Here is a 16,034-nt window from a genome sequence, read left to right on the forward strand (position 1 = left end):
CGAGTACTTCGGAAGGCGGGCTCAGAATGACAACAAGGTTGTTTTAAGTCGAGTAGATAGGCAAATTTGTATCCATCAACAATAGGGAAGTGAATCAGAAAACCGCTTTTTCTACCAACCGAGCAGGTAAGCGAAAATTAACGGAGCTACAATGGTTGCATCCGATTCGATAATAAATTTCGGAGTATCTATTCCCAGCTTGCCCCAAGTGATTTTCTCATTGGGGACCGCTCCTGAATAAGAGCCATAACTGGTGGTAGAATCGCTTATCTGGCAGAAATAAGACCACAGAGAAGCATCAATGCCTAAATCCTGGTCTAGCATAGGAACCACGCATATCGGGAAGTCTCCGGCTATTCCTCCGCCGATCTGGAAAAAACCAATTCCATTCGTTGAATTTAGTTGGTACCATTCCGCCAGGAACATCATGTATTCAATGCCTGATTTCATAGCAGAAGGCTTGGTTCTGCCTTCGATACAGTGAGAAGCAAAGAAATTACCACAGGTAGAATCTTCCCATCCTGGTACTATAATAGGGGTGTTTTTCTCTGCTGCAGCTAATAACCAGGAGTTTTTCGCATCGATCTGGTAGGAGGGAGTCAGGTCTCCGGAAAGTAGGATGTCGTAGAAATACTCGTGAGGAAAGAATCGATCTCCGTTTTCGGAAGCAGAAACCCATCGTTTTACCAAATGCTCCTCGATAGCCCTCATAGCCTCTTCTTCGGGGATACAGGTATCAGTGACACGATTAAAGTGATTATCTAACAGTTCCTGTTCAGCTTCAGGACTTAGGTCTCGATAGTTGGGTATTCGCTTATAATGATTATGAGCAACCAGATTGAACACATCTTCTTCCAGGTTTGCCCCGGTACAGGTGATAATGTGCACCTTATCCTGCCGGATCATTTCTGCCAATGAGATGCCAAGTTCAGCGGTACTCATTGCCCCGGCAAGAGTGATCATCATCTTCGCATTAGAAGTCAACTGATCTTCGTAAGCCTTTGCAGCATCAACTAGTGATGCTGCATTAAAATGTCGATAATGGTGGAGTATAAATTGAGAAACGGGTCCTTTGTTAGTCGTCATAGCCAAGGATATTTAGCATGTTTTCTACGTTTTGTTCTTCCCGGTACACATGGTCAATAAGGTTACCATCTTCATCAATATCCACAACCACTTGTTTGGGCGAAGGGATCAGGCAATGTTTAATTCCTCCGTACCCACTAATGGCATCCTGGTAGGCACCGGTATGGAAAAATCCCACATACAAAGGTTCTTTGTCAGTTTCTGAATATCCAGGAAGGAGAATCTGCTGATTTAGTTGTTCAGAGTTGTAATAGTCCAGATGATCACAGCTGATGCCCCCGATATTGATTCGTTTATACATTTTATCCCATTTATTCAGGGGGAGGAGGATGAACTTTTCGTTAATGGACCAGGCATCAGGAATCGTATTCATCAGGCTGTTATCAATGATATACCACAACTCGGTATCGTTTTGCTGTTTTTGCTCCAGCACTTCAAAAATGACAGCCCCACTTTCGCCAACGGTGAATTTCCCAAATTCTGTGAATAGATCGGGCTCGCTCACATCTGCTTCAATACAGGCCTCTTTCACATTTCGGATGATTTCATTCACGATATACTGGTAATCATAATCGAAGCTGAGGCTATTTTGGATCGGGAATCCACCTCCGATATTCAGTGCAGATAATCCAGGAGCAAGTTTTTTGAGTTTTACGAAGAGCGAAAGTGCCTTTTGAAACTCTCCCCAATAGTAGAGAGAGTCGGTTATTCCGGAATCCACGAAGAAATGAACCATCACCAATTCAAATTTAGGATTTCCAACGATCTTGTTTTTTACCAAATCCAGGATTTCTCCCTTATTGATTCCCAATCGAGAAGTGTAATAGGCGGCCCCAGGACTTTCTTCAATAGAGATTCTAAGCCCAATTTTGATAGGTTTTGAGGTGTTTAAGGACTCAAGCTTAGCTAACTCATTGGGGCTGTCCAACACCGTAATTGAGTTCTCAAAACCCTGCTCAAGTAACCTTCCAATCTTTTTAATGTAGTTATCGGTCTTATACCCATTGTGAACCAGGGTTGTGGATGTATCAAGTCTTCCGTTTTGATGAAGACGTTCAATCAGGTCGATATCGAAGGAAGATGAGGTTTCGATAGAAACATCTTCAGTAAGGGCGGTTCGTATTACATGGCTGAAATGACAGCACTTAGTGCAATAACAGAATTCATAGTTACCGCTGTAATTGTGCTTTTCAAAAGCATTTTTGAAGTAAGTGCGTGCCTCTCGAATCTGTTCTTTAATCTTAGGTAAATAGGTCAAACGAAATGGAGTGCCATATTTATCTATTAGGTGCTTTAAATCTACGTTATTGAAGGTCAGGTACCCGTTTGACTCATCAAACCCATTTTGAGGGAAGTCGTAGGTCTGTTCAATAAGTTCTCGGTAGGTGTTTTTCATTCAGGTAAAAGATGCGAGATAAGCGGGTGCAAAGTTATTTAGTTTATGCCACAATAAAAATGGATGCATTGGTTATTATTCAGTAATGATTTCATCTGCTCTCAACAAAGTTTTTCCAGCTGGTATATTCGTTCTTTTGGTGATGTTAGTATTAACTCATAACGTTGATGCCCAGTCTGTTATAAAAATCACCGAAGATGGTAAGGAGCTTGGTATCCCAAATGAATTAAAGGCTTCACTTACGTCAGCAAATGGGAGCGAAAATGAGATTTTAAAGCAGTGGTATGCTTCAAAAGGATTTCTTGCTGCTAAGATAAGGCAACTTGGAGAATTGCGATTTGAGATCAATAAAGGATGCCTGTTTCAGATTGAAAATGTGATGGTGCAATCTGAGGTCAATTCGAAGTATCGATTAGAAGGATTTGGTTCCTATTCCGATACAAAGCTTGAAGAAATCGCCGGTCAAGTTCTATCAGACTTTGAAGACGAAGGGTATGCCTTTGCCAGTTTAGAGATCGAGCATATTGATCAACAAACAGGGAAATGTACCCTGGATATACATTTAAAGGTGAATGCAGGTCAGAAATACTACACTTCTGAAATCCTATTCCTTGGAAACAGACTGAATAATCAAGCTTATCTTAAAAAGATTTCATCATTCCGTGATTCACTGCTCATTACTCCTGATTATCTGAAAGGTATCCAAGAACGATTGCTGGGGACTGAGCTTTTTGAGCAGGTATTCTATCCTGAAATTGTGATTGATTCATCATCAACTGTACTTTTGATTTCTGTACAAGAGCGCTCTTTGAACCAGTTTGATGGGCTCCTTGGATATGTTCCTGATCAGAATGGAGATGGGCAAATTGTTGGTAATTTTGAACTATCTCTATGGAACGTACTAAGCCAGGGCAACGGCATTGATTTGAATTATCAACGGTTACGACCTGAAACAACACGGTTGAATATTGGAGTTGAACAGCACTGGATAGATCAGATACCTATTGGATTGGGTTTCAATTTCAACTTTTACCAGAATGATACTACTTACCAGACACGCGATCTCAGGTTGAGCTCTTTTTACCAGGTTTCTAATAGAATGAGATTAACAGGTGCAATTGGCCAGATATCATCTACTTCATCCAGTTCAGCCATTACAAATCTTGAGCCTGATGGGAAGAAACAATATGCCGAGCTTGGTTTCAGGTATTCAACGCTGGATAACCCGGATGTGCCAACCCAAGGCAACCGTTTAGAGCTTAGTCTCGGAACTTCTGCAAAGGATATTGAGTCAGATTCTTCAAGGGTGATAGCACAGCGCTATGTGTATTCCAGTTTTTCTCAATTTATTCCGGTTTCCAGGAAAGGAGTTGTGGTAGTTTCTACCCAAGGATTCTTTCTGAATGCCAATACTATTACAGAAAATGATCTTTATCGCTTCGGGGGAGCGTCTTCATTCAGGGGGTATGAGGAAGAGCAATTCACTGCTTCAACATTGGTGTGGGGAGAACTTGAGTATCGCTTTTTAATAAATAGATCATCTTATCTATTCGGTTTTGGAGCGTATGGCGGATATCATCGTCCTCGATTATTCAGTGAGATTGATAATAGTTTTAAAACCACTGATTACCTTTCATCCCTGGGATTTGGAATTAGCTATAAAGTTGCTGTAGGTCGATTAACCTTTACCTATGCTATTTCACCTGAAGAAACCATAGGTAATGGGAAGGTACATGTGGGTATTAATACGAAATTGTGATTTTATTCAGAGCAACTATTCGCTCTAATAGAATCAAGTTCTTCTGATTCCAATTCTAACTGGAAAGCTAAATTGAAATCAATACAAGCTTTTTCTTTTTCATCTTGCTCTAAATAGAGCTTACCTCTTTCTAAATAAATTTGAGCATCGTTAGGGTAGAGCTCAATGGACATTGTAAAATCATTAATTGCTTCTTCAATTTTATTAAGATTAACTCTTGCCCGGGCTCTGTAATCATAAGCTTGCGTAAAGCTTTCATCAAGAGAAATAGTTTTAGAGAACAAGGTTTCTGCCCCTTCAAAATCCTCTAGTTCAAACAGAGAATACCCATAGTAATAGGTTAGGTTAGATGAAGTAGAATCGATGAGAAAGGTTCTTTCAAAGTATTCAAGGGAGGCCTGGTGTAATGTACTATCTTGAAGTGCGTATGCTTTAAACATGTTCGTCTCAAACGAAGTAGAATCTATATTCAGGGAAAGATCGAAATACTTGATGGCATCGCGATATCTTTCTTTGTAATAAAAGTTCTTTCCTACCTCTAAAAGGTTTATCGGGTCAGACATTGTTAAAGAGTCATCTAGCAGGATATTAATAGCTTTGTCATATTCATAAATGTTTGTGTAGGATTGAGCCAGATAATAGCTTTGATCAGTAAAATTCCCACCAAGCTCATAGTTTTTTTCGAAGGACCTAACCGCATTTACATCATCTTCGAGATACTGATAAGCAAGCCCCGAATTAAAATGAAGGTAAGCCTGAGTTGAATCTATATTTAAAGCGGTTTGGTAATCGTTTAGCGCTTCAGAAAATTTGCTCTGATAATAATAGGTAAGACCCCGACCATTAAGTGAGGTGATGTTTACAGGGTCGTATTTTAAAGCTTCACTAAAATCTAGAATAGCTCCATTATAATCCCCGATACTTCTTTTAGCTAATCCTCTGTTGCTAAGTGCCAAAACAAAACCTGGGTATCTTTCTATTGAAGTGGATAGATCTCCAATAGCTCCATAATAATCCCCAAGTAAATATTTACAATACCCTCTATTATTATAGGTTGTAGTAAGTGTTGAATCGGGTACATTTGGAGTATTAATTATCTCTGAGTAAACAATATTACCTTCCTCGCAGCCTTTAGTGTTGGCTATTTCATTGGCATCCAATAACCGTTGATAACTATCCTTTTCTGTTTGTTCTTTTTGTTCCTGTTCTTGCTGTAGCATTACTTCCAGAAAAGCAGGGCAAGTCCGCAATAATTCATAGCCTATTTGTTCTCCAAACTCTTCATCTATCATCGATATATCAAATGCTTGTGTACTATCTGAACCAAATAGCACAAGTAAATCAGAGTTTTCTTCAAAAAAATTGACCAAACACTTTTCGAACTCCTCTTCAAATGAAGTAAGAGTACTATCACTCTGGAAATTTTTTATACAATTACATGCTTCTTCACTTGCAATGGATACAGCTTCTTCATACTGAGCTGATGCATTTTTTGGGAGGATTAGGAGAGGCAACAAGCAAACGAGTAGAAAGATTTTTTTCGGCATATGAATAGAATTTTGAAAGAAAGTAATTCTTTTTTTGTAGTTATCAATTATGTTATCTTTAAAACTGTTAATGCTTATTAAGAAAGACTGAGGGAATGGGCCCGATGAAGTCTTGGCAACCATTTCGATATAATCGGAAAAGGTGCCAAATCCCACTCTGAAAAAGAAGTTCAGAGATAGATAAGTGATCATTTTTTCACTCTTTGTTAATAAGCCTATCTAAATTTATTAAGAGTGAATATTAAAGAGCTATTACAGGAACGCATTTTGATACTTGATGGTGCTATGGGTACCATGATCCAGCGCCATCGACTTACTGAGGAAGATTTCAGAGGAGATCGATTCCGTTATTCCAACATAGATTTAAAAGGAAATAACGATCTGCTTTCAATTACACGTCCTGATATTATCCAGGGGATTCATGAAGAGTATTTAGAGGCAGGAGCTGATATTGTTGGCACCAATACATTCAGTGGAACAACGGTAGCACAAGCCGATTATGAATTAGAATCAGCGGTTTATGATATCAATTATGAATCAGCAAGAATTGCTAAACTGGCTTGTGAGAAATACACTAAAAAAGACTCATCAAAGCCTCGCTTTGTAGCTGGTGCTATGGGGCCTACGAACAAAACCTGTTCACTTTCACCCGACGTTTCACGCCCAGAGTATCGTGCCATCAATTTTGATCAGCTTAAAGAAGCTTACAAATTACAAGCTCAGGGACTGATCGACGGCGGAGCAGATGTATTAATCATCGAAACCATTTTCGATACATTAAATGCAAAATCTGCGCTATTTGCAGTACTTGAGCTCTATGAGGAAACAGGCACTGAACGTCCCATCATGATTTCGGGAACCATTACGGACGCCAGTGGACGAACGTTATCAGGCCAAACCGTTGAGGCATTCCTGATTTCATTATCACATGCCCCACTTCTTAGCATTGGTTTTAATTGTGCGCTGGGAGCTAAACAACTTAAACCGTACCTGAAAAACCTGGCTGATCGATCTCCATTCTTTATCAGTGCTTATCCAAATGCAGGATTACCTAATGAATTTGGTGAGTATGATCAGGGGCCAGATGCAATGGCAAAGGAAGTTGAGGCATACCTACAAGATGGAATTGTCAATATTTTAGGTGGGTGTTGTGGAACTGATCCTGAACACATTAAGAAAATGGTGGAAGTTGCTTCTCGATATGAGCCGAGAAGAATAACCAAAGAAATCGTAGCCTGATGAAACCGAATCCAATTACACTTAGTGGGCTGGAGCCTCTTATTATTACTCCAGATTCTAACTTTGTTAATGTTGGAGAACGAACCAATGTTACCGGGTCGAAGCGGTTCTTAAATCTAATCAAAGCCCAAGATTATACAACGGCACTTGAAGTGGCTTTAGACCAGGTTCGGGGTGGCGCCCAGATTCTGGATGTAAACATGGATGAAGGGATGCTGGACAGTGCCCAGGAGATGACCACCTTCCTGAATCTGATTGCTTCTGAGCCGGAAATTGCCCGGATTCCCATTATGATAGATTCCTCCAAGTGGGAGGTGATAGTAGCTGGATTGAAATGTATTCAAGGGAAGGGAGTAGTTAATTCCATCAGTCTAAAAGATGGGGAAGAGGAATTCCTCAAACGCGCCCGGATTATCAGACGTTTTGGAGCAGCTGTAATAGCTATGGCCTTTGACGAAGAAGGTCAGGCAGATAGTTTCGAACGAAGAAAGGAAATTTGTGACCGATCGTATCGGTTGTTGGTCGATGAAGTTGGCTTTGATCCATCCGATATAATTTTAGACCCGAATATTTTTCCGGTTGCTACAGGAATGGAAGAGCACCGTCGAAATGCATTAGATTTCTTTCTAGCCGCGAAATGGATCAGAGAAAATCTCCCTGGAGCTCATATCATAGGGGGGGTAAGCAATGTGTCTTTTTCATTTAGAGGTAATAACCCAGTAAGAGAGGCGATGCATTCTGCCTTTCTCTATCACGGCATTCAGCATGGAATGGATATGGGAATTGTGAACCCTACTCAGCTGGAAGTGTATGACGAAATCCCGAAAGAGTTACTCGAACGGGTTGAAGATGTCCTTCTGGACAGAAGGGATGACGCAACGGAGCGGCTACTTGAAATTGCTGAAAAGTACAGGGATTCAGGAGAAAAGAGGGAAAAGGAAACCGAAGAATGGCGACTTGGTACGGTTGAAGAACGGTTGAGCCATTCCCTGGTCAAAGGAATTACCGATCATATTGAAGAAGATACCGAAGAAGCTCGGGTGAAAATCGAGAGTCCTCTGGAAGTTATTGAAGGGCCATTAATGGATGGTATGAATATCGTTGGAGATCTATTCGGTTCCGGAAAAATGTTTCTGCCACAGGTGGTGAAAAGCGCCCGGGTCATGAAACAGGCAGTAGCTTACCTGACTCCATTTTTAGAAGAGGAGAAAAAGAAAAACAAGGATGTAGCACAACGCTCAAAAGTACTGTTAGCTACGGTAAAAGGAGATGTGCATGATATCGGGAAGAACATTGTAGGGGTGGTTCTCGCCTGTAATAATTTTGATATCGTCGATTTGGGAGTGATGGTGCCCACCGACAAAATTCTTGATGAAGCGGAAAAGGAACAGGCTGATATCATTGGGTTGAGTGGCTTGATTACTCCTTCACTAGATGAAATGGTAGGAGTTGCCAAAGAGATGCAGCGAAGAAAGATGAGAACTCCTTTATTAATTGGAGGAGCAACGACTTCAAAAATTCACACTGCAGTAAAAATTGACCCTAATTATGACTCCGCAGTAGTGCATGTATTAGATGCTTCTCGTTCGGTAACTGTGTGCAGCGATTTACTAAGTACTACCAATAAAAAACGTGTTTCTAAATCCATCAAGCAGGAATATGAAAAAATGAGGGAAGAGCATGCTGCAAGGACCTCAAGAAAAAAGATACTTTCTTATAACACAACACTTTCTAACAGGACGGATATTGATTGGGAGAATACAGAGTATCAGAAGCCTGCTTTTGTCGGAAAGAAGGTGTTTGAGGATGTAGATCTGAATGAGCTTCGGAATTTCATCGACTGGTCACCTTTCTTCAGAACCTGGATGCTTACGGGGAAATACCCGGCTATTCTTAAGGATGAAAATGTTGGAGAACAAGCTCAGGACTTGTTTAATGATGCAAAGGAAATGCTGGATGAGGTGATTTCTAAGAAATTACTCCGAGCTAAATCGGTAATTGGGTTGTTTCCTGCCAATAGCTTTGGAGATGATATTATTCTTTTTGAAGACGAAGCCAGAACTAAACAATTGAGCAAGTTTCATTTCCTCAGGCAGCAAACTCAAAAAAGAGGGGATCAACCAAACTCATCCCTTGCTGATTATGTCGCTCCATGGGATACGGGTAAACCGGATTATATGGGCTTATTTGCGGTAACATCTGGTCTCGGTATCGAGGAACTGATAAAGAAATACGAATCTGAAAATGATGACTATAAGTCTATCATGATTAAAGCATTGGCCGATCGCCTGGCGGAAGCCCATGCCGAATACATGCATTATAAAATCAGGACCGAGTTTTGGGGCTACGCTCCAAATGAAGGTTTTGATAATGAAGAACTCATTGCTGAAAAGTACCAGGGAATTCGGCCAGCACCTGGATATCCTGCATGTCCTGATCATACTGAGAAACGAACTCTATTTGATGTGCTGGAGGTGGAGAAGAATACGGGCATCTCGCTAACGGAATCGTTTGCTATGTATCCGGCCAGTTCTGTAAGTGGCTTCTATTTCTCGAATCCTAAGTCGAGGTATTTTGGAGTGGGAAAAATAGATAAGGATCAGGTTATTAATTATTCAGAACGAAAAGGGCAGAGTATTGAAAAAACCGAGAAATGGCTGGCTCCAAATTTGAGCTATAAATGAAGTAATAAGTTTTAAGTCATCCTAAGCATACCTGCGAAGGATCATCGCAAATATGAAAATGCGCTGATTCTTCGCCTTCACTCAGAATGACCAAATAAATAATATCATCAGTAGAATGAAAGTAACCGACTATTTTAACCAGGCAAATGGCGAAACCCTTTTCACGTTTGAGGTTTTACCTCCATTAAAAGGTCAGAACATTCGAACACTATTCGATCATATCGATCCGCTTATGGAGTTTAATCCTCCATTTATTGATGTGACTTACCACAGAGAGGAATATTCCTACAAGAAACATTCGAATGGTCTATTGGAGCGAAAAACTGTTCGTAAACGCCCGGGCACGGTTGGAATGTGTGCTGCTATCCAGAACCATTATAATGTGGATGCTGTCCCTCATATCATTTGTGGGGGGTTCACCAGGGAGGAAACAGAAAATGCGTTGATTGACCTTAACTTCCTTGGGATTGATAATGTGTTGGTGCTGCAGGGGGATGTAAGGAAACCTGATCGCGAGTTTATCCCTGAGGAAAATGGGCATGCCTATGCTTCTGAGTTGCTGGGCCAGGTTGTAGAGATGAATAACGGGATTTATTTAGATGATGAAATCGAAAATGCTCAACCTTCCAATTTTTGTATTGGTGTTGCAGGGTACCCCGAAAAGCATACCAATGCTCCCAATATGGAATCGGATCTTCGCTACTTAAAGAAGAAAGTAGAAGGGGGCGCTGATTACATTGTTACCCAGATGTTTTTCGATAACCAGAAGTATTTTGATTTTGTGAAGTCATGCAGGGCTATAGGAATCGAAGTTCCTATCGTACCGGGACTTAAGCCTATAACAACCTTAAAGCAGATCACGCTTCTTCCAGACTTATTTCACATCGACATTCCTGAACCACTCACTAATGAACTGGAAAAGTGTAAGGATAATGAAAGTGCTCGGGAAGTAGGGATTGAGTGGGCCATAAAGCAATCAAAGGAACTGATTGAGTTTGGTGTACCTACGCTACACTATTATTCAATGGGCAAGTCTTTATCCGTGTATGAAGTAGCTAAAGAAGTGTTTTAAAGCAATTGCTAATATTGTTATAATACCTAAAAAAATAAAAGAAAGAAGAGTCTTGGCTTTTTTTTCATTTTCTATAATCCAAATGCACTTTTTTTTTTGCTGATTATTGTTTCCATGTTTTTTAAGGTTAAATCCATTTTATCTTTTAGTAGGACAAGTGTATCAAATTCTCCTTCCATAATTTTTATTTTTTTTTGAAAAGATTTTAAAGATAAATCTAATTCTTCTTCCTTCTCTTTTTTATCCTCTACTGATTTCTTTAGAGTCGAACATTTTTGTTCCAGTATGTTAATTTCTTCTTCATACTTTTTTCCTTCTTTAATTATTGAATCGAAGTTATTAGCATTTACTTTTAAATCATTGACTAATCCATTTAATCGCTCTATTTCTTTTATAGAATGAGTAATTTTTTCTGATAAATGCCGTGAGGTTTTTTGGTTCTGTTCTATTTGAGAAAGCAAGGAGTTTTTTTGCACATGTAATTCATTAAGAAAATTTCTTCTTGCTTCAGACAGTGATTTAAAGTCAAGGTTAATAAACTTAATGGGAATTTTATTTTTATCACGTATATATTCTTCTGTTTTCACAGAAGAGGAAAAATATATATCTGAATAATTGTTGAGCTCTTCAGTAAAAATTGAATCAATTAGATTAAGTTTTGATGAAAAACTTTCATTTAGTTTGAAGAAAACCGTTTCTCCACTTGTTATTGGTTTTGAAGGGTTTTTCTTCAGACTCTTTTGTAAGTCTTGGGCAAAAGTTCTTCTGATATATATTGATTCAAAATCTTCAACTTTAAATCTAGAGTTATTTTGAAGTCCAAAATTGGCATAAGCTAAAAGCTCATGAAGATGACTTAAAATAATCTCGGATGAAGCAAAACAATTTTTGAAACCAATAGATGCCCCATTAAAACAACCTTCTCTTTCTGAGTTTCTTGCTTTTGCAAACTCATAAATGAAAAATGTAATGTAGAAATCGCCTTTCTGTATAAATCTATTAACTCTATAAAGTGAAGAATTAGGTAAAACTTTGATTTCAGTATTGTCTATATCGAAGTAGTTAATTCTAAAATTCTCATAGAAGCCGAATTTTTTTGCTTTCAATCCAATTGGAGTACCAAATAAAGCAAATCCGAGATCACTTTGCATTTTATATCATTTAAAAAATCTGAAGATAGTTCTAAATAATTTAAACTTAAATAGTTTCTCTTTTGCTATTTTTTCGTACAACCAGGTAACTACAGTTTCTGAAGATTCGAGCTTTAGTTCCTTAACAGCAATAACTGAGTTATCGGTCTTATCGATTTGCATATCTCCCAATGAAAACCAAACAACATCCGCTCCTTGGTTTATTGAATTAAGTTTTTGATAAGTACTTTTTAAGTGTTCATTTACATATCCTAAAACATTTTGCTTATGAGCGTCTTTATAGGTATCCCATTTCGTAATCGCAAGAAGAATATCAGGGTTTTCGTGGTTATCTGATAACTCTCTTATATATTCGATGAATCTTGCTAGCAGTTGGTCATCATCTTCATTCGTATCATGTGATGTAACTAAAATAAAAAGTAAATTTATTTCAGGGCATTCGAGATAAAAATTAATTTCATCAGGTAAAATACCGCTATATGGTTCTGAACTAGAAGTTTCAATTTCTACTTTTTTAAGATCTTCGCCAGACATCTCTAAGAACGTTAGATTCATTTTTTTCCGGTTTTCAGGAGTGAAACTCAGATCTAGTTCAGTGATTGTTTTTTTGTTTAGAGTAGGAGTTCTATCAATAAACTTACCAACATTTATATTTCTTCTAAGATCATTATAAAACCTAACTCCTTGTTCATTTTGTTTGCGCGTACTATTTGGGGTTAATTCACCGAAGGGTGTAGTAGCCATATAGTGAGTTAGTCCTGATACCATAGCACTTTTTCCTGATGACTCTCTCCCAAAGACAAATACGTATGTCGTATCCCTTTCTTGTAGTTGTGTATATATCCTTCTGTAATCTTCTGGTTTATATTTAGAAGCAGCATCGTCATTATCAAATCCGATATTAAAAGAACTTTCAATGGTATCTTCTTCTGATAATCTATCTCCTAATGGATTATCGTTAAATGGGAAGTCTTGATTCTGTTCTATATCCATTTTTGTTTGTTTAAGTGGGTAAGTATTAATTGCGTGCTCTTACTTTATCCGATCGAAATCTATGAGAAATCCTTAAATTGGATGTATAATTATTGCTAGCAGTAGTAGTAAATCGAACGAAAAGGGGTATAAGCAAATCTATTCCAAGGCTCATAAATGTGATCAATATTGTAGCTGTATTATTTACTCTATAGACAAAGGCCGACCTGTAAGAGTGACTCATTTTGCCATATTGTCTATTCAAGGGTTCAATTAGGGAGTAATCAAAATCTTCAATGCTGAGAAATTCATTTGTTAGTTCCCCAATTAAATTATTTGCCTCTGCTATTTCATTAACCGTGGTTTTATATTTCTCTAGATCAGCTGAGTCAAAGTTCATTCTTTTAATAGTATGACTAATCGAATCATAAGTAGCATCAATTCTTCGCTTAACATCATTGTAGTTTTGTAATAATGGTTGAATCTTAAATTCTAAGCTAGAATCAATTATTTTTTCAAATGAATTTGCAATTTGAGCAGGTGTGCCATACGGAACAGTCAATTCTAATTCCAAAATATTGTCAATCTTCTCTTTTATCAATTTAGCTCTAGTTCCGTAACCTGGGTTACTTTCATCAAGAATTTGAAGAACTAAATTTATTTTAAGTTGATTGACAATAGATTTTATTTCTTCTGCTTCTTCAAAGTATGTTGAACCTTGAAGTGCAGTTAGAGATGAATTGTATGTTTGGTCTAGGGTCTCTTGGGAACTTAAAACTTCATTTTGAAGTAACTCTTGACTCATGTATTTCATATAGAAGGCATTGAAATTCCCTCCAAAGCTAAAAATAAGAGGCAGCAAATAAATAAATAATAAACCGCGCGTAGATTCATTTCTCTTTGAAAGCTCTCTATACCGAAAGTTCAGAAATAAAAACATAATTGCTATTGCAAATGCAAATACTAATGAGATTGTAGTACCGAGCATCAATCTGTATCCCAAGAAAGTTTGTATTGCACTTATGCTTACAAACAAAATATTTAAGATTAAAAAAGTAGTGAATTGTAAGTCAACAGTATTGTTTTGATTATACATTTAAGACAATATTAGTGATTTTTATTACTATAGAGTTACATATATATCATACAATAACTTTTCCTTAAAAAAAAGTATCTACTCAACATTATTTTATTGGGTTAGTCACTTTATGTGTATGAAGTAGCGAAAGAGGTTTTTTAATAACGAGTTAACTCAGCTCGATCTCCTGTTCTAGGCACCTTTCCATAAAGCGGTGTAGTCCTGACATCTGTTTATGTCCCAGCTTTTGTCCGGTATAGGCGACCAGGTAAAGACTCAAGAAAATGAATGTCAATACGGGAACTAGCCAAAGTATAGTAGCTGGTTGATCGAGCGTAAGGAAGGAGAGGCCAATCATCAATACAATAAGAATAGCAAACCCAATGAATGAGTAGAAAAAAACGAACATTGTCCAAACAGAAGGTTTGGGTCCATACAGACCTCGTACCAGTGATCCTTGTTCTTCCTCCTCAATGGTAATGGTTAGCTGAGGAGACCAGTAGTGCTGGTCTTCAGCTAATGGGTAAATCGTGGCAAAATGGGCAGTGGTCTTGCCTGTACAAGTAGGTGATTCGCTTTTGAGCTGATTTCTTATTATTGATACAATTTCTTCAGAACGCTTTTGGCTATGCACTTTGAATCGTGGACGGATTCTAGGAATACTGATATGTGATTCCTCATGCATCAAGTTCATACCCTTTTCGGTATTCCTTCTTTAATCGGGAATTGGCATAATCGTCGTCAATAAACTGTTCTGAAACCGGATCCCAATCCAGGGGCCTTCTAATTTCATAGGCGATATTAGCAATATTGCATATGGTTGCCGTTCGATGCCCAATTTCTACATCGGCAACGGGTTTGGTTCTGTTCTTGATAGCATCAATCCAATCCTGGTAAAAGTTATCCGTTCGATACAGTTTTATTTCAGTATCAGAAAGTTCATGATCAATCAGTTTTGCATCAGAAGGTTCAAAGAAGCCACGACTGATATCAATACTTCCTTTAGTTCCGATAAACCGGACTGCATTTCCTCGTCCAAAATCTTCATGCACCATTTCGATACCGTTTTCATACATGAACTTCATTCCACGCTGGGCATTTCTAGCTGTTGGAGGAATGAATTTAACAGGCCCGGAATCGTCCATGCCTAAAGCCCATTGGGCAATATCAAACATATGAGCTCCCCAATCGGTGACACCACCGCCTCCAAATTCTTTGTATCTCCTCCACATCGGATAATTATCCCAGGGGAAAGGAGGGGCCAGGATATCATTATACTCTTCATAGAATGCCGGGCCTATCCATCGATCCCAATCCAACGTGTCGCGAAGAGGTTGTTTGGGTAAATCATAAGGAACAGGAGGGCCACCGACATTAACTTTGATCTCTGTTACATCCCCGATATAGCCATTTCTAACAAGTTCGCAGGCTTTTCTAAAGTTTCCCCAAGAGCGTTGCATGCTCCCTGTTTGAAATACCCGGTTATTTCTCCTGGTGGCTTCAACCATTGCCCGGCCTTCTTCTACAGAATGTGCTAGTGGTTTTTCACAATACACATCTTTTCCTGAATTTAATGCGGCAATAGAAGGATGGGCATGCCAGTGATCAGGGGCACAAACGATAACTGCATCTATATCATCCCGATCTATAATTTCACGATAATCATCATGAATGGTACAGCTACTGTAAGAACCTGAACCGGTTTGTTCTGTATATCTGCGGTCAATCCATTGTTTAAATCTTAGCCTCTTGATTGCATCAACATCATTAGTTGCTACAATTTGAGCTTCATCAATTCCGATAAATGGATTGGCTAATATTGTTCCTTGTTTTCCATTACCTATAAAACCTATCGTAATTTTGTCGCTGGGAGCTATATACCCGTTTCCACCCAAAACAAAGCGAGGGACTATGCTAAAAGCAGTAAGTCCCAGTGCCGTTTTTTTAAGGAATTCTTTTCTTGATACAGAAGAGTTGGTTGAATTTTTTTTGGCTAGATTAGTGGGATTTTTTTTCATCAAACAAAGAATTAATTCCCTGAATGTGAAAA

At 38.5% G+C, this 16,034-nt stretch carries 12 protein-coding genes and 1 riboswitch; of the genes, 4 read left to right on the forward strand and 8 right to left on the reverse strand.

Annotated elements, in window-relative coordinates; translation table 11 throughout:
* Positions 1–111 precede the first annotated feature (111 nt).
* A complete protein-coding gene (locus tag ED557_00120) occupies positions 112–1,086 on the reverse strand; it encodes a deoxyhypusine synthase (GenBank protein ID RNC85220.1) in 975 nt (324 codons plus the stop codon).
* Positions 1,076–2,482, reverse strand: a complete 1,407-nt coding sequence (locus ED557_00125; protein ID RNC85221.1) for an arginine decarboxylase — start codon at positions 2,480–2,482, stop codon at positions 1,076–1,078. Before ED557_00125 ends, ED557_00120 begins: the two co-directional genes overlap by 11 nt.
* A gap of 85 nt (positions 2,483–2,567) precedes the next feature.
* On the opposite strand from ED557_00125, the gene ED557_00130 reads away from it, so the two are divergent.
* The gene (locus ED557_00130) at positions 2,568–4,241 is read left to right on the forward strand and encodes a hypothetical protein (GenBank protein ID RNC85222.1); all 1,674 of its coding nucleotides are present in this window, start codon (positions 2,568–2,570) and stop codon (positions 4,239–4,241) included.
* A 2-nt stretch (positions 4,242–4,243) separates the two neighbouring features.
* Here ED557_00130 and ED557_00135 read toward each other — a convergent pair whose 3' ends face one another.
* On the reverse strand, positions 4,244–5,788 hold the full coding sequence (locus tag ED557_00135) for a tetratricopeptide repeat protein (protein ID RNC85223.1): 1,545 nt from the start codon (positions 5,786–5,788) through the stop codon (positions 4,244–4,246).
* A 71-nt stretch (positions 5,789–5,859) separates the two neighbouring features.
* A riboswitch (SAM riboswitch) is annotated at positions 5,860–5,975 on the forward strand.
* A gap of 47 nt (positions 5,976–6,022) precedes the next feature.
* Between ED557_00135 and ED557_00140 the strand changes: the two genes are divergently transcribed.
* The 3 genes from ED557_00140 (at position 6,023) to metF (ending at position 10,783) form a co-directional block, all read left to right on the forward strand.
* Positions 6,023–7,027, forward strand: a complete 1,005-nt coding sequence (locus ED557_00140; protein ID RNC85224.1) for a 5-methyltetrahydrofolate--homocysteine methyltransferase — start codon at positions 6,023–6,025, stop codon at positions 7,025–7,027.
* A complete protein-coding gene (locus ED557_00145; protein ID RNC85225.1) occupies positions 7,027–9,711 on the forward strand; it encodes a methionine synthase in 2,685 nt (894 codons plus the stop codon). The genes ED557_00140 and ED557_00145 overlap by 1 nt, the downstream gene beginning before the upstream one ends.
* A 115-nt stretch (positions 9,712–9,826) precedes the next feature.
* On the forward strand, positions 9,827–10,783 hold the full coding sequence (metF, locus tag ED557_00150) for a methylenetetrahydrofolate reductase [NAD(P)H] (GenBank protein RNC85226.1): 957 nt from the start codon (positions 9,827–9,829) through the stop codon (positions 10,781–10,783).
* A gap of 71 nt (positions 10,784–10,854) precedes the next feature.
* Here metF and ED557_00155 read toward each other — a convergent pair whose 3' ends face one another.
* The 5 genes from ED557_00155 to ED557_00175 all read right to left on the reverse strand — a co-directional run bounded on the left by ED557_00155 (position 10,855) and on the right by ED557_00175 (position 16,002).
* Positions 10,855–11,934: a hypothetical protein gene (locus tag ED557_00155; GenBank protein ID RNC85227.1), complete on the reverse strand. Its 1,080-nt coding sequence runs from the start codon at positions 11,932–11,934 to the stop codon at positions 10,855–10,857.
* 6 nt (positions 11,935–11,940) lie between these two features.
* Positions 11,941–12,927, reverse strand: coding sequence for a hypothetical protein (locus ED557_00160; GenBank protein RNC85228.1), 987 nt, complete (start codon positions 12,925–12,927; stop codon positions 11,941–11,943).
* 25 nt (positions 12,928–12,952) lie between these two features.
* On the reverse strand, positions 12,953–14,002 hold the full coding sequence (locus ED557_00165) for a hypothetical protein (GenBank protein ID RNC85229.1): 1,050 nt from the start codon (positions 14,000–14,002) through the stop codon (positions 12,953–12,955).
* 151 nt (positions 14,003–14,153) lie between these two features.
* Complete coding sequence (locus tag ED557_00170; GenBank protein ID RNC85230.1) at positions 14,154–14,669, reverse strand: hypothetical protein; 516 nt, start codon at positions 14,667–14,669, stop codon at positions 14,154–14,156.
* Positions 14,662–16,002, reverse strand: coding sequence for a gfo/Idh/MocA family oxidoreductase (locus ED557_00175; GenBank protein ID RNC85231.1), 1,341 nt, complete (start codon positions 16,000–16,002; stop codon positions 14,662–14,664). Before ED557_00175 ends, ED557_00170 begins: the two co-directional genes overlap by 8 nt.
* Positions 16,003–16,034: the final 32 nt, after the last annotated feature.

The organism is Balneola sp. (genome assembly GCA_003712055.1).
GTDB lineage: Bacteria > Bacteroidota > Rhodothermia > Balneolales > Balneolaceae > RHLJ01.